This window comes from Microbulbifer guangxiensis (assembly GCF_021729075.1).
Lineage (GTDB): Bacteria > Pseudomonadota > Gammaproteobacteria > Pseudomonadales > Cellvibrionaceae > Microbulbifer > Microbulbifer guangxiensis.
In genome coordinates, this window is sequence record NZ_JAJSAQ010000007.1 from 68,637 (window position 1) to 93,615 (window position 24,979).

Sequence of the window (24,979 nt, forward strand, 5' to 3'; positions counted from 1 at the left end):
TCATTCATGGATATGGGCTAGAAATTTTCGTCCGGCAGCAGGCTGTCCTGCAGCAAACCGAGGTTATCGGCCACTTCATGGGGCTCGTGGAAGTAGGCGATGTGGTACATCGCCTCACCCTCCTGCACCAGCGGGATATTCTGGCGCCCGATCACGATCCCGTCCGCGTTGCACTCCACTATGCCCAGCTCCTCACCGTAAAGATTGGAAATAGTGGCGAGCAGCTCGCCCTTGACCACGTGATCGCCGAGTCCCTTGTGGTGATTGACGATGCCACTCTCACTGGCCCGCAGCCAGCCACTGCGACGGGCAACGAAGGGTTCGATGGCCGACTTCCTGCGCCCCTGCGGGAGCATTTTCAGGTGGCGCATCACATTGAGAACACCCTTGACCCCGGCGCGGATACAGAACTCATCGAAACGCAGTGCCTCTCCCGCTTCGTACAGCAGTATTCTGGTCCCCAGGTCGGCAGCGGCCTGTCGCAGCGAACCGTCGCGTAGGGTGCTGTTCAACAGCACCGGTACGCCAAAGGCGCGTGCCATCTCCAGGGTTTCCGGGGCGTCGAGGTCGGCGCGGATCTGTGGCAGGTTGCTGCGGTGAATCGCACCGGTATGCAGGTCGATACCGTATTCGCATTTGGACACGATTTCCTCGAGGAATACATGGGCCATGCGGGCGGCGAGGGATCCCTTCGAGGACCCGGGGAACGAGCGGTTGAGATCACGCCGGTCAGGCAGGTAGCGTGACTGCTCCAGTACGCCGTAGACATTGACCACCGGAACGGCGATCAGGGTGCCGCGCAGGGACTTCAGCGCCCGGCTGCGGATCAGGCGGCTGATAATCTCGATGCCGTTAAGTTCATCGCCATGCAGCGCCGCACAGACGAACATGGTCGGGCCTGGTCTGGTGCCCCGTTGCACATAGACCTGGATCGCCATTTCCGTGCCGGTATACAGGTGGACCACCGGCAGGTCGATGCGACGGATCTCTCCGCGCGCGACACTTACGCCGCCGATCACTAGGGGTTCTTTCATGCTTCGAGACTCAGTATTTTGCCGGAGTGTAGCCTTCAGCTGGACTTCATTGATAGGGGCGCCGCTCTCTGCAATTTTTTGCCTCCCTGCGACTGACGGGTATTTCTGTTAGGGTGTTCAACGATATCCAGCGTGCCAATTGTAAACGGGTAAGAGCATGCCAGACGAAAACAGGTGCTTCAGCCGGACACCAGTAACGGTGACAGAATCCGGCAGTGAACGCCATGTGGGATTTGAGTTGGAGTTTTCCGGAGTCGACCTCGACAGCGCGGCTCATGCGATCCAGGACACCCTGGGTGGCGAGGTGGTGCAAGTGTCGGCCGCGCAGCGTGAGGTCCATGTCCCAGGGGCAGGGGACTTCCGGGTGGAGCTGGACTGGGATTTCCTGCTGCGCACCGCAGGCAAAAAAAAGGATGAAGACTGGGTTGAGCTCCTGAGCAAAACCGCAGCCATCCTGGTGCCCACCGAAATCGTCTGCCCACCACTGGCAATGTCCCGCCTCGATGAGCTGCTGGAGCTGGAGGACGGCCTGCGCGCTGCCGGGGCAGTGGGGACCGAGGAGTCCCTGCTGGCGGCTTATGGGGTGCATATCAATACCGAGCTACCGCGCCTCAATGCCGCGACACTGGATGCCTATCTGCGTGCGTTTTCGCTGCTGCAGTGGTGGTTGCTGGAGGCACACCAGGTGAACCCCGCGCGCAGGGTCAGCCCCTATATCGATCTCTATCCTGAGCTGTACGTGCGCCAGTTGATTGAGCGGGACGGCGCCAATATGGATGAGATCTTCAGCGACTACCTGCAACACAACGCCACCAGAAATCGCGCACTGGACATGCTGCCGGTCCTGTCCGAGATCGATGCTGAGCGTGTGCTCCGGGCGGTCGAAGACCCGAAAATCAAAGCGAGGCCCGCCTTCCACTACCGCCTGCCGAATTGCCAGATCGAGAAGCGGGACTGGTCGCTGGCCGGGGAGTGGAATCTCTGGTGTGTGGTCGAGGAGTTGGCCCATCGCCCGGAAGATCTGCGTGACCTGGGCGAACGGTTCATGGCGGCCAGCGGGGGGCTGCTGGGCCTCAACCGATCCGAGTGGCTGAACACCGTAGACACATGGCTGAAAGACCGCGCATTGGTGTAACCGGCAATGGCCGGCGCTGGTCTCCCAGCTGGTGGTGCACGGCCCTGGCCCTGCGCCTTGCCGGCGCGATTCCGGAACGGATCAGCGTGCGCCACGGGCCGAGTGGCAAACCACTGAATGGCTTGATTATCGGGGGCGGTGACGACATTGGCACCGAACACTACGAGAGCGACGTACGGGCGAAAGTGAAGTCAGACCCGGCTCGCGATCAGCTCGAAATAGCCTGGATCGAATACGCGCTGAACCACAAACTGCCACTCCTCGGAATCTGCCGTGGCGCGCAGTTGATCAATGTGGTCCATGGCGGCAACCTGCATATCGACATCCGCAAGATGCGCCGGCGCACCTACAATCGTCCCGGCCTGCTGCCCACCAAACAGGTGTTTCTCACGGAGGATTCGACGATTGCCGGAATTTGCCGCCGCAACAAGCTGCGCGTGAACAGTCTCCATCACCAGGCGATCCATCGGCTTGGCGCCGGACTGCGCCTGGTTGGCCGGGACCTGGACGACTTCACCCAGGCGGTGGAGAGTGACCGCGGCAGCGATATCATCGGTGTGCAGTGGCATCCCGAATACCTATTCTATCTGCCGGCGCAGTTCGCGCTTTTTCGCTGGCTGGTCCGGGTGAGCCGGTGATTGTCGAGATTCTCATCCTGTTTTTTTCGGCATTCCTTGCCGCCACCATCCTGCCGTTCTACTCCGAGGTCATCCTGTTTGCCCTGTTGCGCGAGGGCGGCGACCCGATGTTATTGGTGGTCGTTGCCACTATCGGCAACACGCTAGGCGCAGTGGTTAACTGGTACCTCGGCCGATACCTTCTCCACTTCCAGGACCGCCGCTGGTTCTATTTTTCCCACAAGCAGATCGCCCGGGCGCAGGAATGGTTTCAGCGATACGGGTTCTGGACACTACTGCTGGCCTGGATGCCGGTCGGAGGGGATGCGCTAACCCTGATTGCGGGGATCATGCGGGTCAGGCTCTGGCTTTTCATTCTGCTGGTGGGGCTGGGTAAGGGGCTGCGGTATCTATCAGTGGTCTACCTGCAAAACTGGTCGGCAATATAGTTCCGCGGCGCATAACGATCCAGTGCGCAGGTTTGATTACCTGGGCACTCGTTCCCTGGGTGAGGTTGCAATTAGCCAGTGAAAGACCCTGTTCATGTCGTTATTTTATTTTTCTGCGTGTGATGCTTTTTCATCGAATTAATAAAATAGCAATGCGGCGCTGAACTACTCACCAAGCCAATGAATTTAGCGAAAAAAACGCTGTAAACGCCTTTATTAACTGCTTTCCCACACAAAAAACCTCTAGGCGATAAACTCAAGATTGATCGGTTTTTGCTCAGTGCGTTGCAGGGTTTGCGGCTGTCAGAGATACAAACGACCAGACAAAAGAGGTATCCGGTTGGCAGTTTTGTTCTCTTTTCTTTTCTACCTGATGTCACCGTCCTGCAATTTATCCTGTCTGTGATCGATCGGAAGCCACGTTGGCATGTTTCACCTCCTAGAGGTTTGTTAGTAACAGGAGAACATTGCTCATGAAACATCTAATCGCCCTTGGCGCCGCCGCGCTCCTGACTGCCGGGACTGCGAGTGCTGCTCCGCCAAGTGTCCAAATCCCACTGGAAGGGGAGCTCTGTAAGAGCTGTACCATTTCTGCATTTCTCAATGGACCCTTTGACAGTCTTGATATGACCACCACGAGTATCCAAGGGAGTGAATCACTGACCATCAATTGCAATTACGGTGGATCAGCAACCGTAAAATTTTCCTCACTGAATGGTGGAAAAATGGTCAGCAATGGTAACGAGGTTCCCTACAAATTTTACGTTATTGGAACAAGCCTGAATGCAGGGGTTTCACTGGCAACAGATCAGACTACAACTTTCCCTGCAGTATTGAATGCCAATCAAACGCGGACTCTAAAGGTTTCGCTCGATACTCCTGCTGTTGCCGCAGGGGTCTATGGGGACCTGATAACCGCCTCCGTAACGCCTAATTGAACCCAGAAAAGGGCGCCACGTGTAAACGTGGCGTCCATTATTCCTCAGAGGGATTTTGATGGTCGAAAAAACGCTTCGGGTTTTTATAGGGATTTTCTTCCTGACTCTGATTGCTAAAACCGCATCGGCTTTTACGCTTGAGCCGACAGTTACAGTGCTCGAGCTGCCCGCTGATGTCGGTGGTGAAACGCTGTTATTGAGGAATCCCCGCAATGTGGATCTTCCCGTAATGTTCGAAGTGATGGAGCGGAAGATCAATGAGGACGGCAGCGAAGAAGCGACACCAGCTGATGACGAATTTGTGGTTTTCCCGCCGCAAGCCGTGGTTCGTGCGGGCAAGACACAGGCGGTGCGCATCCAGTGGGTAGGTGGTGATCTGTCACAGTCTCGCTCCTTTACTCTATATGCCAGCGAATTGCCTCTAAGCCTCAATGGAGAACAGAAGTCCGGCGTTACGACTGTGTTCCGCATGGGAGCTTCAATCCATGTGACGAGCAAAGGATTTGTTTCGCAGCCAAAGCTCGTTCGCTACCGTCCGGAAAAAGATGGAGTCGTGGTTTCCATTGGTAATGATGGTAATGAGTTTATCTATGTCGACATGCTCCGGCTGAAATTCGGTAACGATGAAGTCGGCGGTTTTGAGCTGGCCAACATCGCAGGCCGGACTCTGATAACGCCGGGGGCAGTACGGACATTCAAAGTGGGTGGTGTGCAGGGAGCCCCGAAACTTCAACGTGAAGAATAAAGAGTATGACAGCGCGGATATGGCTGCTAGGCATTGCTGTTTTCCTGATCGGGGTCGTCAAGGTCCAGGCACAATCAATCTCCCCGACCCGCCTGGAAATCGACATTGAGCAATCACCGCGAGCAGTACTGACCATTTCCTCGACAAAGTCTGTGGATGTGGCGTTGGAATTATCCGCTTCGGCATACTTTCCTTTGGTTCAGGAGCAGGCTATTCCCCTGGAGGTTTCACCGCCGCAGCTGCTTTTACAGGCCGGCGAAACCCGCCAGGTGGTCGTCAGCTGGGTGGGCAGGGAGAAGCTGCCCAAAAGTGTTTCATACTATCTTGCGATCGATGAGCTTGCGCTGGAAGTTGGGGATGCTTCCGAAAGGGCGGAAATTCGGCTGCTGACTTCATGGCGACTGCCGGTGCACATAGAGGCTGGCGGGCTGCCGGAAGTCGATTTCACTCCCCCTGATATTGATGGCAGTGCGTCTCTGGAGTTGACCAATACCGGTGAGAAATATGCCCTGCTCTCGAATTATCAAGTGACTTTCGATAGTGGAGGAGAACTGCAGGTATTTGATGGGCTGCAGTTCGCTCGATTGATCAACAGGGATGCGATATTGCCGGGACAGACAGTATCTGTTCCTCTGCGGCTGATCGGAATTGGTGCCGAGGGCTTGCAGGGTGCGCAATTGGTGCGGAAGGAGTAATTGTGGTGCGGTTCGTCCCCTTCATTCTCTGGTTGCTAGTTATTGGATCAATAGCCTTTCCCCTGGGAGCTCTTGGGGCGATCGAAAGCCCGGATGAGGATGTCGAGTCCAAAATCATCCATGTGAATCTGCCTGCCTCAATAGATGGAGAGATTGTTGGAAGCCTGAGCGCGGGTGTTACTGGGACATCGCTGTATAGCATCGATAAACAAAGTTGGCTTGAATTCGCCAATGGTCATTTTGACGCGGATGTGATCGATAGAATTGCCAACCGTGCGGATGAAGGCGCTATTCCTGTCGGTGCATACATCGAAGAATTCGTGGATATCTTCTTCGATCCGGCAACCCTGGAGATAAAAATTGAGCTTGCCGATTCCCGCAGGCATACGCGCGAGCTGTCGCTTCGTCGGGAAATTGTTGATTACAACAACCTCAGCAATTATGAATTGCCGGGCCGCACCGCTTACGTCACTATCAACCTTCAAGAAGAGTATCGTTGGGATGACTCTTTAGAGGAGGGTGATCGCCGCGCTACGCTGATCAATGTGGATGGGGCGGTTCAGCTATGGGGAAATCCCAGGCTTCTGCTTGAGGGTAGTGCCTATCAGGATTCCGTCCTGGCCGGTGGGAATCGGTGGCAACGCGGCGAAGTGCGGTTGTTACACGACGATATTGAGCGGGCAGTGAGGTATTCAGTAGGTGACGTTTTCTATCGAGGCACAGAGTTTCAGGTTGCCCCGCCCTTGCTGGGTCTGTCAGTGGAAAGGGCTTATTCCGATATACAACCGCTGAAGAATATTGCTCCCACAGGAAGCCGAAGCTTTACAGTGACACAGCGGTCTACTGTCGAGATCTATCTTAATGGTTTGTACCAGAATACGTTGCGCCTCGATCCTGGTCGATATGACCTGAGTGATTTTGCAATCAATGCGGGCGTCAATGAAGTGGCGTTATTGATTACCGATGGCGCAGGCAATCAGAGAAGGGTTGAGTTCTCGTTGTTCTCAGATCCAACCCTGCTCAAGAAGGGGGTTAGCGAATTTTCATTAAACGCAGGCTATCAGCGCACCCTTGAGGGTAATCCAGGCATAGAATATGACTATGATGCGCCTGCATTTTCCGGTTTCTACCGCCTTGGTGTGACGGATTATCTGACTCTGGGGGGAAGCTACCAGGCGACGGAGTTCCAGCAAATTGCAGGCGGAGAGTTATCTCTCAGCACGCCAGCGGGCATTCTGGCGGCTGATCTTAGTTCCAGTGAACTTGAGGGGTTGGGGCGGGGCATGGCGGCTTCGTTGCGCTGGTCTTATGATTTCTTGCTCGGGGGAACCCGACTGCACGAACTAGACGTTGTTGCTGTTACCCGTGACGACACATACACCTACCTTGGGCAAGAGACGCAAAATGCGCAGTACAAGTCGGAACTTCGTGCCCGATATTCCGCCCCCGGTCCTTTTGGAACTTACCTCAGCGCCAGTGCGCGCCACGCAGAAACGTTTTTCCCTGAGGCTCCTATAGAGGAGGTCTACAGCTTCGACATAGCCAGAAATTTTGGGCCCTTCAATATTTCGCTGAGGCTTGAACAGGAAATCTTGGAAGATGATGCTATCCGGGGTTTGGTCAGGATTTCAGCCCCCCTTGGTGATCGCCAGGTAGCCACTGCACAGTGGGATAGCTTTGATGAAACTGGAGAGCTCGCATTTGGGCGTTTTCAGAATAGTACTGTGGGTGACTTTTCTGGTGGCTTAGCCCTGCGCTCGGATATAGATACTTATCAAGCCAACATGGATGCCCTGTATCAGGGGAACCGTTTCCAGCTTGGGCTGGATCATCGCTATACAGAATTTACCGATATAGAGCAGGAGCCAGCACAAGTATCTACGCTCAGGGTTGGTTCAAGCCTGGCCTATGCCGATGGAAGTCTGGGGGTGGGTCGCCCGATCAATGATTCGTTCATCATGGTCCGTCGGCACGATACGTTGGATGGCAGTCGAATTTTGGTAGATGAGCGTCAGGGAGGGCACGTGGCTATCGCGGATGGGTTTGGTCCTGCTGTCGTGCCTACCGTTAACAGCTACGTGCTACGGCGGGTGCGCTGGGAACCGGAGAGTCCGCCGTATGGCTATGACATGGGCGATATCGAAGGCAATACTTTTCCTTACTATCGCTCAGGGGTGGCTTACACCGCCGGATCGGAAGCGTCCATCACGGTGGTCGGTGAAGTCCTCGATAGTCGGGGCTCTCCCGTCGGCATGACAGTCGGTAATATTACCCCAACGGACGGGAGAGAGTTTGCCCCGGTCAAGACATTTACCAACAAGCGCGGCCGTTTTGTGGCCCAGGGGCTGGCGCCAGGCGAGTATAAAATCGTCTTTCCGGATCGTGAGGGGAGCGGTGTGCACTTCAAGGTCGAGGAGGGTGCAAAAGGAATCCTTGAACTGGGCGTAATCAGGGAGCAGATATCACTATGAGCAGGTTCTCTTTTTGGCTGCTTGGCTGTTTGCTGATACCCCTGGCCACGGTTGTCCACGCCTCGGAAGTTGAAGTTGAAAGCTGTCGTGTTTCCTCCATTTCGCTCGAAGGTCCCACGGGTCTGGTCTACTACCCATTTGCGAGCCGCGATGAAGTCAGTCCCCTGCGCCTGACGATTGGTGCGAGCGGCAGGTGCCGCTTTGGAATCGCCCTGCTGCCGGGCTCCGGGGCACAGCTGCAAGGCCCCGGTCAGCCGCTCAAGTTGAGCTTCCATGACCGGGGTGACCGGTTTATCCCGATGAACGGAAGTGAACAGCGCTGGCTCAATTTTGAGCGAGTCTCAAAGGGCTACATGGTGGATCTCGCTGTCAGATTTCCGGTTGGACAGGCGCGAAGAGTCGGAGATTATCGCAATGCCTTCGTTTTGCGTGTCTTTTCTAACGGCCAGCTGGTGCGTGATATTGACTTTCAACTGGCTGCAAGGGTGGCTCCACAGGCAAACCTCCAGTTGGCTGGCAACGCAGAAGGTCAGTTGGGCCGGGGGGCCGGCATGAACTTTGGCGAGCTGGAAACCGGTGAATCACTCTCCGCTTTGCTGGCGGTGCGGGCCAACGGAGCTTACAGTCTCGCTGTTGCCTCTGAGAATTATGGACAGTTACAGCATGTCTCTCTCAGGGGAGAAAACACGAGCATTCCCTATAGTGCCTGGTTGGATGGGCAAAAGCTGTCCCTGCAATCTGGCAAGGACAGTCGAAGCTTTCCTGCGCCAAACAACGGCCGTGAGTTGCGTAACATCAGTGTGCAAATCGGCGAAACAAAGGGGCGTATTGCGGGGAAGTATCGCGACACCCTGCGGGTCACTGTCACATTACTGGAATGATCCAGTAAGAAATCAATCCATATCCTCTCACGCTTACATTGTCATTTGTTTCGCGTGGTCTGTATTGCTCAAACCGCTATTTCTCTGAATGGTGGTCTGGGGCGGTGGGTATTGCAAAAAGTACCGTTTCATCGCGTCCGTATCCCCATGGTTATTCCGGAAAATCTCTGCTTCTGAACAGGCTCCCATGAGGAAGTGATGGTTTCACCTGAAACGCTCACTGGGTCTTCGCTAGAAAAAATGGGATGATGTGTGCACTCAGAATTTCACGGAGGGAGAGCGTGTGAGTGCCGATCAAAATGCCCCGTTACGTGAGGATGTCCGGCTGCTGGGGGAGGAGCTTGGACAGGTGCTGAAACAGCAGGCCGGGGAGCCTCTGTTCGATACGGTGGAAACCATCCGCCAGGCGGCCGTCGAGAGCCGGGGACAGGGGGAAATGCAGGTAGGGCGCCTGCGCGAACTGCTGGATCCGCTCGACGACGACACGCTGCTGGAAGTGGCCCGCGCTTTCAGCCAGTTTCTCAACCTGGCCAATATCGCCGAGCAGCGCCACCGTGAGCGCCTGCATCGTCACCATCAGCGTTTTCCCGGCGATCCCGACACCGACCGCGGCCTGCGTCAGGTGCTGGCAGAACTGAAAAGTGTCGGCATTCCACCAGACACCATTCGCTCGGTCCTACAGGACCTGTCCGTAGAGCTGGTCCTCACGGCCCATCCCACGGAAGTCACCCGCCGCACCCTGATACGCAAGTACGACCAGATCGCCGATCTCCTCACGGATATCGACCGCCCCGATCTCAATGACGAGGAAGTGCAGGAGCTGCGCCGGCACCTGCGGGAGCAGATTTTGTCTGCCTGGAGCACCGATGAAATCCGCCGTGAGCGGCCGACACCGGTGGATGAGGCCAAGTGGGGTTTCGCCACCATCGAGCAGTCCCTGTGGCGAGCAGTGCCGCAGGGCATGCGCGATATCGAAAATGAGCTGGCGCTTGCCGGTCTCGAGCCGCTGCCGGCGGACTGGGTGCCCACCCGTTTTGCTTCCTGGATGGGTGGCGATCGCGACGGCAACCCGAATGTCACCGCCGCCGTCACGCGGGAAGTACTGACCCTCGCCCGCTGGATGGCAGCGGATCTCTACCTGCGCGATGTGGAAAACCTGCTCGCCGATCTCTCCATGCACCGGGCCAGCGATGAGCTGCTGGCGCGGACCGGCCCCAGCCATGAACCCTACCGGCTGCTGCTGCGACAGGTGCGGGATCGGCTGCGGACCACCCGCGCCCAGATGGAAGCGCGGGTACATCGTGAGCCGGAACCGGAAGGTGAGAGCTACACCAGGAGTAATCAGCTCGCTACTGAGTTGCACATGATCGATCGTTCGCTGCGTGCGGTGGGCCTCGCTGCCATCGCCGACGGGCAGCTGAAGGACACCCTGCGCCGGCTCAATTGCTTTGGGATCACGCTGTTGCGGCTCGACATCCGCCAGGAATCCACGCGCCATGCGTCAGCGCTGGATGCTATTTCCCGTTACCTGGGACTGGGCAGTTACGCCGAATGGGACGAAGCGCAAAAGCAGCAGTTTTTACTCACCGAACTGGAGGGCCGCAGGCCGCTGGTGGATGAGGCATTTTACCGCAGCGACTTCTGTGACGAAGAGGTCCGGGAAGTGCTGGCGACCTGCGCAGTGATTGCCGAGCAGGGGCCCGAGGGGCTCGGAGCCTACGTGATCTCCATGGCCAGGGCCTCCTCCGACGTGCTGGCGGTGATGCTGCTGCAGAAGATCGCGGGTGTGCGCGAGCCGATGCGGGTGGTGCCGCTGTTCGAAACCCTCGATGACCTGGACAACGCCGCCGACACCATGGGCGCGCTGCTGCAGATTCCGCTGTACCGCGAGCGGGTGTCCAGCGGGCAGGAAGTGATGATCGGCTACTCCGATTCGGCCAAGGATGCCGGCTTTCTGGGGGCCGCCTGGGCACAGTTTCGTGCCCAGGAGCGGCTCACCGCCATATTCCGCGAGCACGGTATTCCGCTGACCCTGTTTCATGGCCGTGGCGGTTCCATCTCCCGGGGTGGTTCCCCCACCCGCATGGCCCTGCTGTCGCAACCACCGGGCTCGGTGGCCGGACGTATCCGGGTCACCGAACAGGGGGAGATGATCCGCTTCAAATACGGGCGGCCGTCGGTGGCGGCGTACAACCTGGAGCAATACGTCGCGGCAACTCTTGAGGCGACGCTGATGCCGCCGGCGGAACCGCGCCCGGAATGGCGTGCGGAAATGGACCGGCTGACAGAGGTGTCGGTGGCGGGGTATCGGGAAGTGGTGCGCGATGACCCGGCGCTGGTGGCCTATCTGCGCACCGTGACGCCCGAGACCGAGCTGAGTCGCCTGGCCCTGGGCAGCCGCCCGGCGCGGCGCAAGCCCGGCGGCGGAGTGGAGACCCTGCGCGCCATTCCCTGGGTGTTTGCCTGGACGCAGATCCGCCTGATGTTGCCGGCGTGGCTGGGCACCGGTGCGGCGCTGGAAAAGGCGCTGGCAAGTTCTGCCGATACCGGTGCCCTGCGTGCGATGAATGCGCAGTGGCCATTCTTCCAGGGCGTGGTTGATATGCTGGAGATGGTGCTGGCCAAGGCCGATACCCGGGTCGCGTCCTGGTACGAGGAGCGGCTGACGAGTGATGCAGAACTGGTGCGTCTCGGCCAGGCCCTGCGCGAGCGCCTCGCCAATACCGTCGATGCTCTGCAGCAACTGACCGGCCGTGAGAGCCTGCTGGACAACAATCCGGTGATGCGCTGGTCGATCCGCGTGCGTGATCCCTACACGGACCCGCTGCACTTGCTGCAGGCGGAGTTGATGGCGCGCCTGCGCGAACGGGGCTCTGACGAAACACTGGAAAGCGCATTGATGGTGACCATCGCCGGTATCGCTGCGGGGATGCGCAATACCGGCTGACACCATGGCGGGCGCGCAAACGAAAAAGGCCGACTCTAGCGAGTCGGCCTTTTTGGGAATTGGTGCCCAGGAGAAGACTTGAACTTCCACGACCTTGCGGTCACTAGCACCTGAAGCTAGCGCGTCTACCAATTCCGCCACCTGGGCAATTCAGCGCTGTGTGCGGCTGAGGACGCGCACTATAGAGATTTTCCCGAGCGTGTCAATGCTGTCTGTGACTGGCCGGGGCTGTCCTGTCGGTCGGCTGGCCAGGGCGAGGCCAGGGGCTTGCGCAGGTCGGCCACAACGAAAAAAGGCCGACTCTTGCGAGTCGGCCTTTTTGGGAATTGGTGCCCAGGAGAAGACTTGAACTTCCACGACCTTGCGGTCACTAGCACCTGAAGCTAGCGCGTCTACCAATTCCGCCACCTGGGCATTCAACGGTGTGCTCCGTTGAGGAGCGCGAACTATAGAGATTTGCCCTGGCAGTGTCAACGGTTTTGTTGCGCGAAATTCAACATCGGAAACGGCGGTCGGGATCTGGTCTTAAATCGCTTATAATCCCTGCAATTGCGCGACCTGCACGCCGGCGTTCTGTTCCGGCCAATGACAACCTCCGTCGCGCTTCCCAAACTCCCCGGGTGACCCCGGGAGTCGCCAAGAGAGGGGCGACTGCCCCAGACAACGGAAGCTGTTTTGACTCAGAAGAAAATCCAGATAAGTGATGATCCGCACGCGGCCAGCGAGGCGGAAAAGTATGACAAGCCGGTCCCCAGCCGCGAGTTCCTGCTGAAGCTGCTCGAGCAGCAGCCGGGACCGGTGTCCTGGGAGGCCGTCGCCGATGCGCTCGACATCGATGACGAGGACCGCCGCGAGGGTGTCCGCCGGCGCCTGATTGCCATGTCCCGGGATGGCGAAATTGCCAGTAACCGCGCCGGCGACTTTGGCGTGCTCGACAAGATGAATATCGTGCGCGGCCGTGTCATCGGCCACCGGGACGGCTTTGGCTTCGTCTCGCCCCGGGATGGCGGCGACGACCTGTTCCTGTCCCATCGCCAGATGCGCAAGGTCTTCGATGGTGACGAGGTGTTGGTGCGGGAAACCCCTGGCGGCTTCCGCGGTAAGCGCGAGGGTGCGGTGATCCGCGTGATTAAGCACAACACCCAGCAGCTGGCCGGCCGGCTCTACCGCGAGAACGGTATCTGTTTCGTGCGCCCGGAAAACCCGCGCATCAACCTGGATGTGCTGGTCACGGAGGAAAAATCTGCCGGTGCCGGCCACGGTCAGTATGTGGTGGTCAATATCACCCAGCAACCGGGCCGGGATGTCCTGCCCCAGGGCGAGGTGGTCGAAGTGCTGGGGGACCATCTGGCCCCGGGCATGGAGATCGACGTCGCCATCCGCAATTACGGCATTCCCCATGAGTGGCCGGCGGCAGTACTGGCAGAGACGGAGACCATTCCCGATGAAGTGCGCGAAGAAGACAAGAAGGGCCGGGTCGACCTGCGCAAGTTGCCGCTGGTCACCATCGACGGTGAAGACGCCCGGGATTTTGACGACGCGGTCTTCTGTGAGGCGCTTGGTGACGGCAGCTGGAAGCTACTGGTAGCCATCGCCGATGTTTCCCACTACGTACGCCCCGGCAGCGCCCTGGACGAGGAGGCTCACAGTCGCGGCAACTCGGTGTATTTCCCCGACTTTGTCGTGCCCATGTTGCCGGAGAAACTCTCCAATGGTCTCTGTTCGCTGAACCCGGAGGTGGACCGCCTGTGCATGGTGTGCGAAATGCACATCGACGATTCGGGCAATATCCGTGATTACCGCTTTTTCGAAGGGGTAATGCGGAGTCACGCGAGGCTTACCTATACCAAGGTGGGGCAGATAATCACCGAGCGGGGTGACCGCAACAGCGGCATGCGCAAGCAGTATGCGGCCCTGGTGCCGCACCTGGATAACCTGCACGATCTCTACCGGGCCCTGCGTGGCGCCCGCGACCGCCGTGGCGCCATCGATTTTGAAAGCACCGAGACCCGCATCATCTTCGACGATCAGCGCAAGATCGAGCGTATCGTGCCGGTGCAGCGCAATGATGCCCACAAGCTGATTGAAGAGTGCATGCTGGCTGCCAACGTCTGTGCGGCCAAGCTGATGGAGTTGTCGGAAGTGCCGGCCCTCTATCGTGTGCACGATGTACCCAAGGAGGAGAAGCTCAGCAACCTGCGCGAGTACCTGGGTGAACTGGGCCTGCGCCTGCCCGGCGGTGCGGAGCCGCAGCCGATGGATTTCCAGCTGTTGCTCGACCAGGTGGAGGGGCGGCCCGACGCGCACATCATCCAGATGATGCTGCTGCGCTCAATGAACCAGGCCGTTTACCAGCCGGAGAACCGTGGCCATTTCGGCCTCGATTACGACGCCTATGCGCACTTTACCTCGCCGATCCGACGCTATCCCGACCTGCTGCTGCACCGCGCCCTGCGCTGGCTGATTCGCAGCGGCAGCGCCAACGAGCGCCCGGTGGCCAAGAAGGTGCATATGGTGCCGGGCGCGGAGGCGATTCCCCGCGAGCGCATCCTGCCCTATGAAATGGCTGCCATGGTGCAGCTGGGAGAGCACTGCTCGATGACCGAGCGCCGCGCCGACGATGCCACCCGCGACGTGGTCAGCTGGCTCAAGTGTGAGTACCTGCAGGAGCACGTGGGGGAGACCTACCCCGGTGTTATCAGTGCGGTGACCGGGTTCGGCCTGTTCGTGGAGCTCAACGACTTCTACGTGGAGGGGCTGGTACATGTCAGTTCCCTGCCCAAGGACTACTACCGCTTCGAGCAGGCCCACCAGCGCCTGGTCGGTGAACGCAGCGGCGCGCGCTACCACCTGGGCGATCCGGTAATGGTGCAGGTTGCCCGCGTGGACCTGGATGAGCGTAAGGTGGACTTCCTGCTGGAGACGGTATTGCCCCGCCCCAAGCGGGAGAAGACCAGTGTTAGTACACGCGCCATGGAAATGGCGGTAGAGCACCAGCAGGAGCGGGCGCGCCGGGGCAAAAACAAGAAAGCCGTGACGGGTGAGAAGGGGGCCGCGCCGTCGCCGTGGAAGCAGCGCCCACAGACTGCCCCCGGCGAGACGCCCTACCGCAAGCGCAAGGTGGGCTCGGAGCAGTCCGTGCCGGTGGCTTCCGAGCCCCGGCGGCCGGCGGATCCCGGTGCCGTGGTTGAGGGACACGAGGGAGATGGCGAGGCGCCCAGACGTCGCCGTGGGCCCAAGCGTACCCCGCCGCGCAAGGGAGGCAAGCGACCCGCCGTCGCCGCCCGCAAGGCGGCGCAAAAAGCTGAAAATGCCAAGAAAGGGAAGAAAAAGTCCTTCAAGGGCAAGAAAAAACCGGCCCGCAAGGGCGCCCCCAAGAGCAAGAAGAAATAAGCCGTGTCGGAAGAACTGGTCTACGGCCTGCACGCGGTGCAGGCCCTGTTGAAGAGCTCCCCCCAGCAGGTGCAGCAGCTGATGCTGCTGCGTGGTCGCCGCGACCAGCGGCTGCAGAAGATCCTGGCGCAGGCCGAAAAGAACGGCATTGCCGTCACCTTCGTGGATCGCCGGGTCCTCGACGACAGGGTTGGCGACGAGGGCAATCACCAGGGGGCAGTGGCTGTCTGCGCCGCCCAGACCCGGGTCTACGACGAGCGATTCCTGCAGGAGCTGCTGGAGCAGCTGGATGGGCGTGGCGAGCCGCCGTTCCTGCTGGTGCTCGACGGCGTCACCGATCCCCATAACCTGGGTGCCTGCCTGCGCTCGGCGGAAGCCGCCGGCGTGCACGCCGTCATCGCTCCCAAGGACAAGTCCGCCGGACTGACACCCACGGCCCGCAAGGTGGCATGCGGTGCCGCCGAAGTGTTGCCGTTCGTTACAGTTACCAACCTGGCGCGGGCGCTGCAGAAACTGCAGCAGGCGGGGGTATGGATTTTCGGTGCCGCCGGTGAGGCGGAGCACGATATTTACCAGAGTCAGCTGACCGGTCCGCTGGCGCTGGTGATGGGTGCCGAGGGCAGCGGCCTGCGCCGCCTGACCCGCGAGCACTGCGACCACCTGATCAAGATCCCCATGGCCGGTGAAGTGAGCAGCCTCAATGTCTCGGTGGCCACCGGGGTGTGTCTGTTCGAGGCAGTGCGCCAGCGGGGTGCAGGCAGCTGACTTCTGCCATTCCCGGCGCTACCGAGGCGTGCCTGCCGGGGCATAGAGGTTAGCGGCGGGACGGTACAGCACCCAGGAAGTGAGCACGTACTTATCGCCAGAACGTGGCACGTTGCCGCGGTGGGTATGGGTAAAGCCGCAGGGTGCCAGGATCAGGCTGCCCTGCCTTGGCCGGATCTTTGCCCCCTGGTAGAAAAACTCGGTCTCACCGCCTTCTTCCACGTCGTTCAGGTAGAGCAGCCACAGCAGTACCCGGTGCAGGGAGTGCTGTTCCGGGTCACTGGGGTGGGGAAAGTGCTCCGAGTGCCAGTGGTGGTAGCCACCCTCGGCTTGCCGGTAGTGCTGCATGTTGATCCCGTCGAGCCGATAGATGCCAGTCAGCAGGTGCTGAAGGTGGGTGTCATCCAATCTTTCGATATCCTCACTGTGTAGCGTCCGCGAGCGGTCGCTGGCCGGATCGTGCAGGCTCGGCGACAGCGCCCCGGTCACCATGTGCGGGTAGCGCCGGCAGTAGGCGGCCAGAGCCCGCCATAGCAAGGCGTCGATCGCCTCGCAGGCATCGCGCCAATCCTCCAGTGCAGAGATCGTCAGGTCGGAGCTGTTTTTCTTGCGCAGGTCCACACCGGAGCCTGTGCGGCCGGCCTGTTTCCGCGGTGCGTTGCGGAAGCGCTGAATCAGCTGCTGGCAGTCGTGCGCGGGCAGGGCGTCCTCGAACTGGACAATCAGTGGGTCCATGGTCACTCCAGCGTTGTGTCGGCGGGCTTTGTGCCTGTCTGGTTGTGACGAGCGAGTCAGGCGGAGCCGCAATCCCTGCGGGCCGATCGCTATAGTTTGGGAGTGGCCGGTGGCTCTGTCGTAGGTGCGGATCGGTCAACTTGCAACCAGCTGGGCGGACGCATAGAATACGCCGCCCGCAATGGGGTCCGTCTGTGTATGGGGCCCGTTGTACTCCTTGCCTCACCGGATTGCCCGGGAGGCTGTTTAACCCGTAAGGAGCAAAAATGCGTCATTACGAAATTGTATTCCTGGTCCACCCGGATCAGAGCGAGCAGGTTCCTGGCATGGTGGATCGTTACACCACCACCATCAAAGAAAGCGGTGGCCAGGTTCACCGTCTGGAAGACTGGGGCCGTCGCCGTCTGGCCTACCCGATCAACAAGATCCACAAAGCTCACTACGTGCTGATGAACGTCGAGTGCACGGAAGAGGCGCTGGAAGAGCTGACCACCAACTTCCGTTACAACGATGCCGTTCTGCGTAACATGGTGATGCGCGAAGATGAGGCGATCACCGAAGAAAGCCCGCTCATGAAGGCTGAGAAAGAGAGCCGCGAGCGCAAGGCTGCGCGCGCTGAGCGCTCCGAGCGTCGCGAGCGTTCCGAGCAGGACAACCGGTCTTCCGACGAAGACCAGTCTTCCGATAACGCTGAAAGCGAAGAGTAAGGGGATAATCAGATGGCACGTTTTTTCCGTCGTCGTAAGTTCTGCCGTTTCACCGCCGAAGGCGTCAAGCGTATCGACTACAAAGACCTCGATACCCTGAAGGCCTACATCTCTGAAACCGGCAAGATCGTTCCGAGCCGTATCACTGGCACCAAGGCCAAGTACCAGCGTCAGCTGGCTACTGCCGTCAAGCGCGCGCGCTACCTGGCCCTGCTGCCGTACACGGACAGCCACGAAGCCTAAGCAGCCCGCGTTGCTTAGACGAGTTATTAGAGAAGCTATCTAGTCGTGCGTGCCCTTGCCGAGTTCATCATGCGCGGGCGCGTACGCGCGGTGCTCATCACGATGGTGGGTATCCCGCTGATCAGTCCGGCCGCGCTGGCGCTGGTCAGTCTGAGTCATCGTCGCAGTAGCAGCGAGGGCCTGATGGTACTGGCCTGGGCAATGCTGCCGGTGGTCGTGTTCGCCGCGGCCGAGTGGGTTTCACCACTGATGACCGGCCTGGCCGCCAGCCACCTCGCTGCAGTGTTCTGCGGCGCGGTGGCACTGCGGAGCAGCCGTTCCTGGGTGCAGGCCCTGGTGGTCACCACCGGCGTTGCCGCGGCCGGCATTCTGCTCAGCGCTCACTTTAGTGGTGGCCTGTTGCAGAGCCTGCTGGCGGCAGCGGAGGAATCCGGCGGTGCCCAGGCGGAACAGCTGCAGCAGGTCTTCGGCAGCGAGCCCATCGCCACGGGCTACCTGAGCTGGGTGTCGGCGATTACCGCTGTCCTGGCGCTGGTGGTTGGCCGCTGGTGGCAGGCGATGCTGGACAACCCGGGCGGCTTTCGCCAGGAGTTCCATCAGCTGCGCCTGCCGTTGCCGCTGGCGGCAGTGGGCTGGGTGGTCTGGGTGTATGGCCTCATGACCGAGGACTACGCTTTCTGGGGTGCGGTGATCGCCTTTCCGCTGATGGTGGCGGGGATTGCCCTGATCCACTGGCTGGTCGCCCGTCGCGAGTGGGGCAACGGACCACTGGTGGTCATGTACATTGCCCTGGTGATCGTGGCGCTGCCCCTGGCCGGCCTCCTGTGCACCTTGGCCTTGATAGATAGCTGGATAGATATTCGCGGACGCGTCGCCAAAATTTAGTCGCGGTCCGCACAAAACTTAAATTGAGGACACCGAGATGGAAGTCATTCTGCTCGACAAAGTAGGTAAACTGGGCAACGTGGGCGACCGCGTTGAGGTGAAAGCCGGTTTTGGCCGCAACTTCCTGCTGCCCACTGGCAAGGCCATCGCCGCGACTGCCGCCAACATCGCTGAATTCGAAGCCAAACGCGCTGAACTGGAAGCGGCTGCCGCTGCCAAGGTGAGTACCGCCGAGAGCCGCGCCGAGAAGCTGGCTGGTGTTGTTGTCACCATCACTGCAAACGCTGGTGACGAAGGCAAGCTGTTCGGTTCTATTGGCGCCCGCGACATCGCCGATGCGATCACCGCTGCTGGCGTTGAAGTGGCCAAGGCTGAAGTCAAGCTGCCGCAGGGCACCCTGCGTGAGACCGGCGAATACGACATCGACGTTCAGCTGCACGCTGACGTCCTGACTACCGTCAAGGTGGTTGTCGAAGCCGAATAAGCGTCTTCTGGCAGGTTTGGCGCTTTAGCGGGGCGGGTAATCCCGGCCTGAAAGGCGCCAATTTCCCGCCAGTCGCGCTACAATCGGGCGCTGGATTCCCCGTGAGTCCAGCGCCCGTTGTGTTTTGGTAGCCGGAAAAACGATGAACGACGAGTACGCCGTACCAGAGGAAGAGCTGAGAACCGAGGACACGTCGCCCCTGCCGCATTCGGTGGAGGCGGAGCAGTCCGTACTCGGTGGCCTGATGCTCGACTCCAGCCGCATCGACAGCGTGGCGGAACAGCTCAGCGAGCAGGACTTTTTCGTCGCCAGCCACCGCACCATCTTCACGGTCATGACCCAGCTGGCGGATGGTGAGCAGCCGCTGGATATCGTCACTCTGGCGGAAGCCCTGGCCAGCCGCGACCTGCTGGCCGAAGTGGGCGGCGCTGCCTACCTGGCCGAACTGGCCGAAAACACCCCCTCCGCAGCGAATATCGTCGCCTACGCCAAGATCGTTCGTGAGCGCTCGATGCTGCGCCAGCTGATCGCCGCTGCCGGGGAGATCAGCCGCACCAGCTTCAACCCCGGAGGGCTGGCCTCCGCCGACCTGCTGCAGATGGCTGAGCGCCGGGTGGCGGAGATTGCCGAGGGGCGCGCCAAAGAGGGTGGCTTTGTCGGTGTCGACGCACTGCTCAAGAAGACCGTCGAGCGCATCGACGAACTGTTCAAGACCGAGGGGGATATTACCGGTCTCGGCACCGGCCTCACCGAGCTGGACCAGCGCACTTCCGGCTGGCAGCCGGGAGAACTGATCATCCTCGCCGCGCGTCCATCCATGGGTAAGACGGCGCTGGCACTGAACTTTATCGAGACGGCCATGCTGTCCCAGGAGAATCCGACCCTGGTGTTCAGTATGGAGATGCCCTCCGACGCCCTCGTCATGCGGATGCTCTCCTCCATCGGTCGTATTGATCAGGGTCGTATCCGCAACGGCAAGCTGCAGGAAGACGACTGGCCCAAGCTTTCCAGCGCGGTGCAGAAGATGAAAGGCCGCGCGCTCTACATCGATGACACGCCGGCCCTGTCCCCCAGTGAGGTGCGGGCGCGTACCAAGCGCACGGTGCGCGATCACACCAACAAGCTGATGCGGGACAACCCGAAGCTGAGTCGTGAGGAGGCAGAGGCCAGGAGCATGCCGGCGCTGATCATGCTCGACTACCTGCAGCTGATGCAGGTGAAGGGCGCCACCGAAGGGCGGACCCAGGAAATCTCCGAGATCTCCCGCTCCCTGAAAGGCCTCGCCAAGGAGTACAACTGCCCGGTCATCGCCCTTTCGCAGCTGAACCGCGGTGTGGAGCAGCGCCCCAACAAGCGCCCGATGAACTCCGATCTGCGGGAATCTGGTGCCATCGAGCAGGACGCGGACGTGATCCTGTTCATTTACCGGGATGAGTATTACAACGAGGACAGCCCGGACAAGGGAATGGCGGAGCTGATCATCGGCAAGCAGCGGAATGGTGAGATCGGCACCTGCCGCGCCGCGTTCGTGGGCAAGTACACCCGCTTCGACAATCTGGCGCCGGAGTATTACCAGGGAGACTGAGCGGGCGGCCGGTCGACATGAAAAAGGGCGAACCGATGGTTCGCCCTTTTTCGTTTACGTTGTCTGGTGCAGTCACGGCGATAGCTAGTGCGGGTCAGATCTGCACCACCACGTAGACTTCGCGACCGTCCCGCTGTGTCGGCATGAAGTAGTCATCGCCATAGCGGTAGTACTGCACACCGTTGATCACCTCGGCGGTGTAGCCGGGTGGCAGGGTGTCGAGGACCTGGCCCGGGTTATAGGAGGAGGCCGGGCCCGCCGGTGCGGCCACGGCACCGGGCGGCGGTGGCACGACCACGTAGGCGCGTTGCGCCGGGTGCCACTGGTAATAGGCATCCGCATACTGGTGGTAGATGACGCCGCCAATCTGGACCTGCACGGCACTGGCCGGGAGGGAGACCACAGAGGCGCCCAGCGGCGCCGAGACCACCACATAGCCTTGCGGGCCATGGCGGTAGTAATGACCGCCGTGGTAGTAGTAGGGGCGGCCACCCACAGCCAGACTCAGGTAGCCATGGGGGAGTACTGGCACAGTAAAGCCGATCGATACGCGGGGGCCGTGGAAACGGTGTCCGTGGTGGTGCCGCTTCCAGTGTTTGTGGTGGCCGTAGCCGTGCCGATCCAGAGTTGCCGTGCGGGCATCTGCCGGCGGGGCAAAGGCGAAAGCGCCGAGGGCAAGCAGTCCCAGGGCGCCGGTCAGGAATTTCAACGTCTGCACAACTCCTCCAGTGGAGAGATCGCCTAGATTGGTTAAATTTTAACCTGCTTCCGGTGTGGCGCGCCATGCCCTCCGGTAAAGAAGTGTGAACCGCCCGCCAGTGCTATTTGACCGTCCGGTTGCGCTGAACGATCCCCATCAGCTTGTATAGAAGCTGCGCCGCGGCAAAATCGTAGGCGTGGAAACCCTCGATGGGGGCGAACTCCAGCAGGTCGAAACCGATGATCTGACGCTGTTTGGCCACCGACTCGAACAGGTTCAGAGTCTGGTACCAGCCCAGGCCGCCGGGTACCGGTGTCCCGGTCGAGGGAAAGACCGACGGGTCGATTCCGTCTACGTCGAGGGTGAAAAACACCTTGCTGGGGAAGTCCTCCGGCAGTTCCAGGCTCTGCACATTGGTGGGCACCAGCTCGTGGGCGTCCAGATAGCGCACGCCATATTGCTGGCGTGCCTGCATCTCCTCCTCGCAGTAGGCGCGGATGCCCAGCTGGAACAGCGGGATACCCGCTTCCACTACAAGGCGCATGACGCTGGCGTGGCTGTGTTTCTCGCCCTCGTAGCGGTCGCGCAGGTCGGCGTGGGCATCGATCTGCACCACGCCGAAATCCTTGATGCCCGCATCCAGGTAGCCCTTGATCACGCCCCAGGTGACGGAGTGTTCGCCGCCGATACCCACCGGCATCTTGCCCGCCTCAAGGATCTCCCGGGTGGCATTGGCGATGTTGTCCATCACCTGTTCCGGCGAACCGGACACATTGACCGGTGAGCGGGTGTAGATACCGAGCTCGCTGGGCGAGGAGAAGTTGTCGAACGTCTCAAGCTGCCAGGAGGCCTCGAGGATCGCCGCGGGGCCCTTGCCGGTGCCGCCGCCGTAGGACACGGTCTCCTCGTAGGGAATCGGCAGCACATGGAACAGCGCTTCCTCGGGCTTGGGTTGCTCGATCTCGGAGCCGAGGAAAATGGGGAAGTCATTCTCTGAAAGCATGAGTTGAACCTTGTTAAGCGAGCCTGCGTTTTTTCATCGGGAACGTCAGGCGCAGCCGGTGCTGTCACCGGCAGCGGTGCTACCGGAGCCGAGCATTTTGGGCTCGGTGCCCGAGAGTCTGTCCTTGAAGTCCTCGTAGCCGAATTCCTTGATGATCTGCAGCTCGTCGGTAGCGGAATTCCACAGCGCGATGGCCGGCAAGGGAATGCCATTGAATGTATTGGTCTTGACCATTGTGTAGTAGGCCATTTCCTCGAATACCAGCCGGTCTCCCACCTTCAGCGGTTCGCTGAAACTGTATTCACCGATACTGTCCCCGGCGAGGCAGCTCTGGCCGCCGAGGCGATAATCGTGGGGCAGCTCGCCGGGGCGTGCGGCACCGGTAATTTCCGGCCGGTACGGCATCTCCAGCACGTCCGGCATGTGGCAGGTGGCAGAGACGTCGATGATGGCCTGATTCTGGCCGTTCCAGGCGATATCGACCACCTCGCTGACGAGTATGCCTGCGAACAGTGCCACTGCCTCGCCCGGTTCCAGGTACACCTGGACCTGATGCTTTTGGGAGAACGTCCTTACCGCTTCCACCAGTTCATCGACCTGGTAATCGCAGCGGGTGATGTGGTGGCCGCCACCGAAATTGATCCATTCCATCTGCGGTAGCAACTCGCCAAACTTCTCCTCCACCGCGGCGATGGTTCGCTCCAGCGGTTTGAAGTCCTGTTCGCAGAGGGTATGAAAATGTAGGCCGCTGAGGCCTTCCAGATCCTCGCCCTCGAACAGCGAGCGCACGATGCCGAGCCGTGAGCAGGGGGCACACGGGTCATAGAGCTCGGTGTGTCCCTCGGAATGCTCAGGGTTGATGCGCAGGCCAAAGCGCAGCTCGGGGCGCTTCTTCTGTGTCTCCAGGCAGAGGTTTTTGTAGCGCTTCCACTGCGAGAAGGAATTGAAAATGACATGGTGGGCGAACTGCAGGATCTCCCGCAGTTCCTCCTCCTTGTAGCCGGCACTGAAGACATGGACTTCTTTGTCCCGGTCCCGGCCACCGTATTCCTCATAAGCCAGTTTTGCTTCGTGCAGGCCACTGGCGCAGGCGCCAGACAGGTATTCCGCCACGATGGGGCCGGTGCTCCACATCGAAAAAGCCTTGAGCGCGGCCAGCACCTTGGCGCCACTGCGGTGCTGCACATCGGCGAGCACTGCGAGGTTGTCGCGCAGGGCCCGCTCATCAACCACGAAGCAGGGTGAGGGCACCCGGCTCGGGTCGAAATTACCGAAATAATCCAGTCGGGGGGTCAGGTCCATAGTGGCTTCCGTCGCAAAGACAGGGGCCCGTGCGGCCCCCTACAGCAGGTGACGATGAATTACTGGAAGGGTTCGTCCAGCCAGGTCTCCTGCCAGGGCAGGCCATAGCGATTGAGATCGGTCATGAACGGATCCGGATCCAGTTGTTCCAGGTTCCATACCCCCGGCTTCATCCACTTGCCTTCCAGCATCATCTTGGCGCCGATCATTGCCGGTACACCGGTGGTGTAGGAGATGGCCTGGGACTTGACCTCCTTGTAGCACTCCTGGTGATCACAGATGTTGTAGACGTAGTAAATCTTTTCCTTGCCATCCTTGATGCCGCGGATGATGTTGCCGATACAGGTCTTGCCCTTGGTCAGCGGGCCGAGGCTGGCCGGGTCGGGCAGCAGGGCCTTGAGGAACTGAATCGGTACGATCTCCTGCCCCTGGAATTCCACCGGCTCAATGCCGGTCATGCCGACATTCTGCAGCACTTCCAGGTGCTTGAGGTAGTTGGCAGAGAAGGTCATCCAGAAGCGCGCACGCTCCAGCTCCGGGAAATGCTTCGACAGGGATTCCAGCTCTTCGTGGTAGAGCAAATAGATGTCTTTCTCGCCGATGCCCTCGGGGAAATCGAAAACCCGCTTGTACTCCAGCGGTTTGGTCGTGACCCATTCACCGCCCTCCCAGTAGCGGCCGTTGGCAGTGATCTCGCGGATATTGATTTCCGGGTTGAAGTTGGTGGCAAACGGCAGGCCATGATCGCCCGCATTACAGTCGAGAATGTCGAGGGTCTTCATGCGATCGAAGTGATGCTTCTTCGCGTGCGCAGTGAAGACACTGGTAACGCCGGGGTCGAAGCCACTGCCCAGCAGTGCCATCAGGCCGGCCTTCTCGAATTTTTCCTGGTAGGCCCACTGCCACTTGTACTCGAACTTGGCCTCCTCGGGCGGCTCGTAGTTGGCGGTATCCAGGTAATGCACGCCGGTTTCCAGGCACGCATCCATAATATGCAGATCCTGGTAGGGCAGGGCGACGTTGATCACCATGTCCGGCTTCACTTTTTCGATCAGCTTGACCAGCTCGGGCACGTTGTCTGCGTCCACTTCTGCCGTATCGATCTTGCGCGGCAGCATCACTGCGATCTTGTCACATTTGCTCTTGGTTCGGCTCGCCAGGGTAATGTGTTCGAATACATCCTCCACCTGGGCACACTTGTGTGCCACCACCTGGCCGACGCCACCGGCGCCGATGATCAGTACTCTGGCCATGAAAATCCTCCA

The 24,979-nt window shown here is 59.9% G+C and carries 22 protein-coding genes and 2 tRNA genes; 16 read left to right on the forward strand and 8 right to left on the reverse strand.

Translation table 11 applies throughout. The annotated features are described in order from the left end of the window. Window positions 1-17: 17 nt before the first annotated feature. Window positions 18-1,034 (reverse strand): succinylglutamate desuccinylase/aspartoacylase family protein, encoded by a 1,017-nt coding sequence (locus tag LVD12_RS14755; RefSeq protein WP_237068492.1) that lies wholly within the window; start codon window positions 1,032-1,034, stop codon window positions 18-20. Between the two features lie 226 nt (window positions 1,035-1,260). Between LVD12_RS14755 and LVD12_RS14760 the strand changes: the two genes are divergently transcribed. The 9 genes from LVD12_RS14760 (at window position 1,261) to ppc (ending at window position 11,912) form a co-directional block, all read left to right on the forward strand. Further along, window positions 1,261-2,169 (forward strand): amidoligase family protein, encoded by a 909-nt coding sequence (locus tag LVD12_RS14760; RefSeq protein ID WP_237068493.1) that lies wholly within the window; start codon window positions 1,261-1,263, stop codon window positions 2,167-2,169. Beyond that, on the forward strand, window positions 2,142-2,807 hold the full coding sequence (locus LVD12_RS14765) for a gamma-glutamyl-gamma-aminobutyrate hydrolase family protein (RefSeq protein WP_237068494.1): 666 nt from the start codon (window positions 2,142-2,144) through the stop codon (window positions 2,805-2,807). The genes LVD12_RS14760 and LVD12_RS14765 overlap by 28 nt, the downstream gene beginning before the upstream one ends. Beyond that, window positions 2,804-3,235, forward strand: coding sequence for a YqaA family protein (locus LVD12_RS14770; protein WP_237068495.1), 432 nt, complete (start codon window positions 2,804-2,806; stop codon window positions 3,233-3,235). Before LVD12_RS14765 ends, LVD12_RS14770 begins: the two co-directional genes overlap by 4 nt. A gap of 473 nt (window positions 3,236-3,708) precedes the next feature. Next, a complete protein-coding gene (locus LVD12_RS14775; RefSeq protein WP_237068496.1) occupies window positions 3,709-4,173 on the forward strand; it encodes a Csu type fimbrial protein in 465 nt (154 codons plus the stop codon). Window positions 4,174-4,231: 58 nt separating this feature from the next. Then, on the forward strand, window positions 4,232-4,918 hold the full coding sequence (locus tag LVD12_RS14780; RefSeq protein ID WP_237068628.1) for a fimbrial biogenesis chaperone: 687 nt from the start codon (window positions 4,232-4,234) through the stop codon (window positions 4,916-4,918). 5 nt (window positions 4,919-4,923) lie between these two features. Next, window positions 4,924-5,613, forward strand: coding sequence for a fimbrial biogenesis chaperone (locus LVD12_RS14785; protein WP_237068497.1), 690 nt, complete (start codon window positions 4,924-4,926; stop codon window positions 5,611-5,613). Window positions 5,614-5,615: 2 nt separating this feature from the next. Continuing rightward, window positions 5,616-8,084: a fimbria/pilus outer membrane usher protein gene (locus LVD12_RS14790; protein WP_237068498.1), complete on the forward strand. Its 2,469-nt coding sequence runs from the start codon at window positions 5,616-5,618 to the stop codon at window positions 8,082-8,084. Beyond that, window positions 8,081-8,965: a hypothetical protein gene (locus LVD12_RS14795; protein WP_237068499.1), complete on the forward strand. Its 885-nt coding sequence runs from the start codon at window positions 8,081-8,083 to the stop codon at window positions 8,963-8,965. Before LVD12_RS14790 ends, LVD12_RS14795 begins: the two co-directional genes overlap by 4 nt. A gap of 283 nt (window positions 8,966-9,248) precedes the next feature. Beyond that, complete coding sequence (gene ppc / locus LVD12_RS14800; RefSeq protein WP_237068500.1) at window positions 9,249-11,912, forward strand: phosphoenolpyruvate carboxylase; 2,664 nt, start codon at window positions 9,249-9,251, stop codon at window positions 11,910-11,912. Window positions 11,913-11,972: 60 nt separating this feature from the next. Here the strand turns inward: ppc and LVD12_RS14805 are convergent. Then, window positions 11,973-12,059 (reverse strand) — tRNA-Leu (locus LVD12_RS14805). A gap of 180 nt (window positions 12,060-12,239) precedes the next feature. Beyond that, window positions 12,240-12,326 (reverse strand) — tRNA-Leu (locus tag LVD12_RS14810). A gap of 261 nt (window positions 12,327-12,587) precedes the next feature. Between LVD12_RS14810 and rnr the strand changes: the two genes are divergently transcribed. Together rnr and rlmB are read left to right on the forward strand one after the other, a co-directional pair. Further along, entirely contained in the window at window positions 12,588-15,305 is a 2,718-nt protein-coding gene (gene rnr, locus LVD12_RS14815; RefSeq protein ID WP_237068501.1) for a ribonuclease R, read from the forward strand. Between the two features lie 3 nt (window positions 15,306-15,308). After that, window positions 15,309-16,070, forward strand: coding sequence for a 23S rRNA (guanosine(2251)-2'-O)-methyltransferase RlmB (gene rlmB, locus LVD12_RS14820; protein ID WP_237068502.1), 762 nt, complete (start codon window positions 15,309-15,311; stop codon window positions 16,068-16,070). Window positions 16,071-16,088: 18 nt separating this feature from the next. Here rlmB and LVD12_RS14825 read toward each other — a convergent pair whose 3' ends face one another. Continuing rightward, on the reverse strand, window positions 16,089-16,805 hold the full coding sequence (locus LVD12_RS14825) for a 2OG-Fe(II) oxygenase family protein (protein WP_237068503.1): 717 nt from the start codon (window positions 16,803-16,805) through the stop codon (window positions 16,089-16,091). Window positions 16,806-17,071: 266 nt separating this feature from the next. Here LVD12_RS14825 and rpsF point away from each other — a divergent pair, with 266 nt between their 5' ends. The 5 genes from rpsF (at window position 17,072) to dnaB (ending at window position 20,709) form a co-directional block, all read left to right on the forward strand. Next, window positions 17,072-17,512, forward strand: a complete 441-nt coding sequence (gene rpsF, locus LVD12_RS14830) for a 30S ribosomal protein S6 (RefSeq protein WP_237068504.1) — start codon at window positions 17,072-17,074, stop codon at window positions 17,510-17,512. A gap of 12 nt (window positions 17,513-17,524) precedes the next feature. Beyond that, a complete protein-coding gene (gene rpsR, locus LVD12_RS14835) occupies window positions 17,525-17,755 on the forward strand; it encodes a 30S ribosomal protein S18 (protein ID WP_020411626.1) in 231 nt (76 codons plus the stop codon). A gap of 45 nt (window positions 17,756-17,800) precedes the next feature. After that, window positions 17,801-18,640, forward strand: a complete 840-nt coding sequence (locus LVD12_RS14840) for a YybS family protein (protein ID WP_237068505.1) — start codon at window positions 17,801-17,803, stop codon at window positions 18,638-18,640. A gap of 37 nt (window positions 18,641-18,677) precedes the next feature. Beyond that, on the forward strand, window positions 18,678-19,124 hold the full coding sequence (gene rplI / locus LVD12_RS14845; protein ID WP_237068506.1) for a 50S ribosomal protein L9: 447 nt from the start codon (window positions 18,678-18,680) through the stop codon (window positions 19,122-19,124). A 142-nt stretch (window positions 19,125-19,266) separates the two neighbouring features. Continuing rightward, complete coding sequence (dnaB, locus tag LVD12_RS14850; protein ID WP_237068507.1) at window positions 19,267-20,709, forward strand: replicative DNA helicase; 1,443 nt, start codon at window positions 19,267-19,269, stop codon at window positions 20,707-20,709. A 94-nt stretch (window positions 20,710-20,803) separates the two neighbouring features. Here the strand turns inward: dnaB and LVD12_RS14855 are convergent, their stop codons facing one another. The 4 genes from LVD12_RS14855 to LVD12_RS14870 form a co-directional block, all read right to left on the reverse strand. Continuing rightward, complete coding sequence (locus tag LVD12_RS14855) at window positions 20,804-21,427, reverse strand: DUF6515 family protein (protein ID WP_237068508.1); 624 nt, start codon at window positions 21,425-21,427, stop codon at window positions 20,804-20,806. 103 nt (window positions 21,428-21,530) lie between these two features. Then, window positions 21,531-22,412, reverse strand: coding sequence for an agmatinase (speB, locus tag LVD12_RS14860; protein ID WP_237068509.1), 882 nt, complete (start codon window positions 22,410-22,412; stop codon window positions 21,531-21,533). A gap of 45 nt (window positions 22,413-22,457) precedes the next feature. Further along, the gene (gene nspC / locus LVD12_RS14865; protein ID WP_237068510.1) at window positions 22,458-23,714 is read right to left on the reverse strand and encodes a carboxynorspermidine decarboxylase; all 1,257 of its coding nucleotides are present in this window, start codon (window positions 23,712-23,714) and stop codon (window positions 22,458-22,460) included. Window positions 23,715-23,773: 59 nt separating this feature from the next. Continuing rightward, the gene (locus LVD12_RS14870; protein WP_237068511.1) at window positions 23,774-24,967 is read right to left on the reverse strand and encodes a saccharopine dehydrogenase family protein; all 1,194 of its coding nucleotides are present in this window, start codon (window positions 24,965-24,967) and stop codon (window positions 23,774-23,776) included. Window positions 24,968-24,979 lie beyond the last annotated feature (12 nt).

Bases quoted from the DNA above. Each gene is read 5' to 3' on its own strand.
- rplI (WP_237068506.1), top strand. From the start codon at position 18,678: ATGGAAGTCATTCTGCTCGACAAAGTAGGTAAACTGGGCAACGTGGGC.
- dnaB (WP_237068507.1), top strand. From the start codon at position 19,267: ATGAACGACGAGTACGCCGTACCAGAGGAAGAGCTGAGAACCGAGGAC.
- LVD12_RS14765 (WP_237068494.1), top strand. From the start codon at position 2,142: ATGGCTGAAAGACCGCGCATTGGTGTAACCGGCAATGGCCGGCGCTGG.
- LVD12_RS14755 (WP_237068492.1), bottom strand. From the start codon at position 1,034: ATGAAAGAACCCCTAGTGATCGGCGGCGTAAGTGTCGCGCGCGGAGAG.
- speB (WP_237068509.1), bottom strand. From the start codon at position 22,412: ATGCTTTCAGAGAATGACTTCCCCATTTTCCTCGGCTCCGAGATCGAG.
- rpsR (WP_020411626.1), top strand. From the start codon at position 17,525: ATGGCACGTTTTTTCCGTCGTCGTAAGTTCTGCCGTTTCACCGCCGAA.
- LVD12_RS14775 (WP_237068496.1), top strand. From the start codon at position 3,709: ATGAAACATCTAATCGCCCTTGGCGCCGCCGCGCTCCTGACTGCCGGG.
- LVD12_RS14870 (WP_237068511.1), bottom strand. From the start codon at position 24,967: ATGGCCAGAGTACTGATCATCGGCGCCGGTGGCGTCGGCCAGGTGGTG.
- LVD12_RS14825 (WP_237068503.1), bottom strand. From the start codon at position 16,805: ATGGACCCACTGATTGTCCAGTTCGAGGACGCCCTGCCCGCGCACGAC.
- nspC (WP_237068510.1), bottom strand. From the start codon at position 23,714: ATGGACCTGACCCCCCGACTGGATTATTTCGGTAATTTCGACCCGAGC.
- LVD12_RS14785 (WP_237068497.1), top strand. From the start codon at position 4,924: ATGACAGCGCGGATATGGCTGCTAGGCATTGCTGTTTTCCTGATCGGG.
- rpsF (WP_237068504.1), top strand. From the start codon at position 17,072: ATGCGTCATTACGAAATTGTATTCCTGGTCCACCCGGATCAGAGCGAG.
- LVD12_RS14795 (WP_237068499.1), top strand. From the start codon at position 8,081: ATGAGCAGGTTCTCTTTTTGGCTGCTTGGCTGTTTGCTGATACCCCTG.
- LVD12_RS14780 (WP_237068628.1), top strand. From the start codon at position 4,232: ATGGTCGAAAAAACGCTTCGGGTTTTTATAGGGATTTTCTTCCTGACT.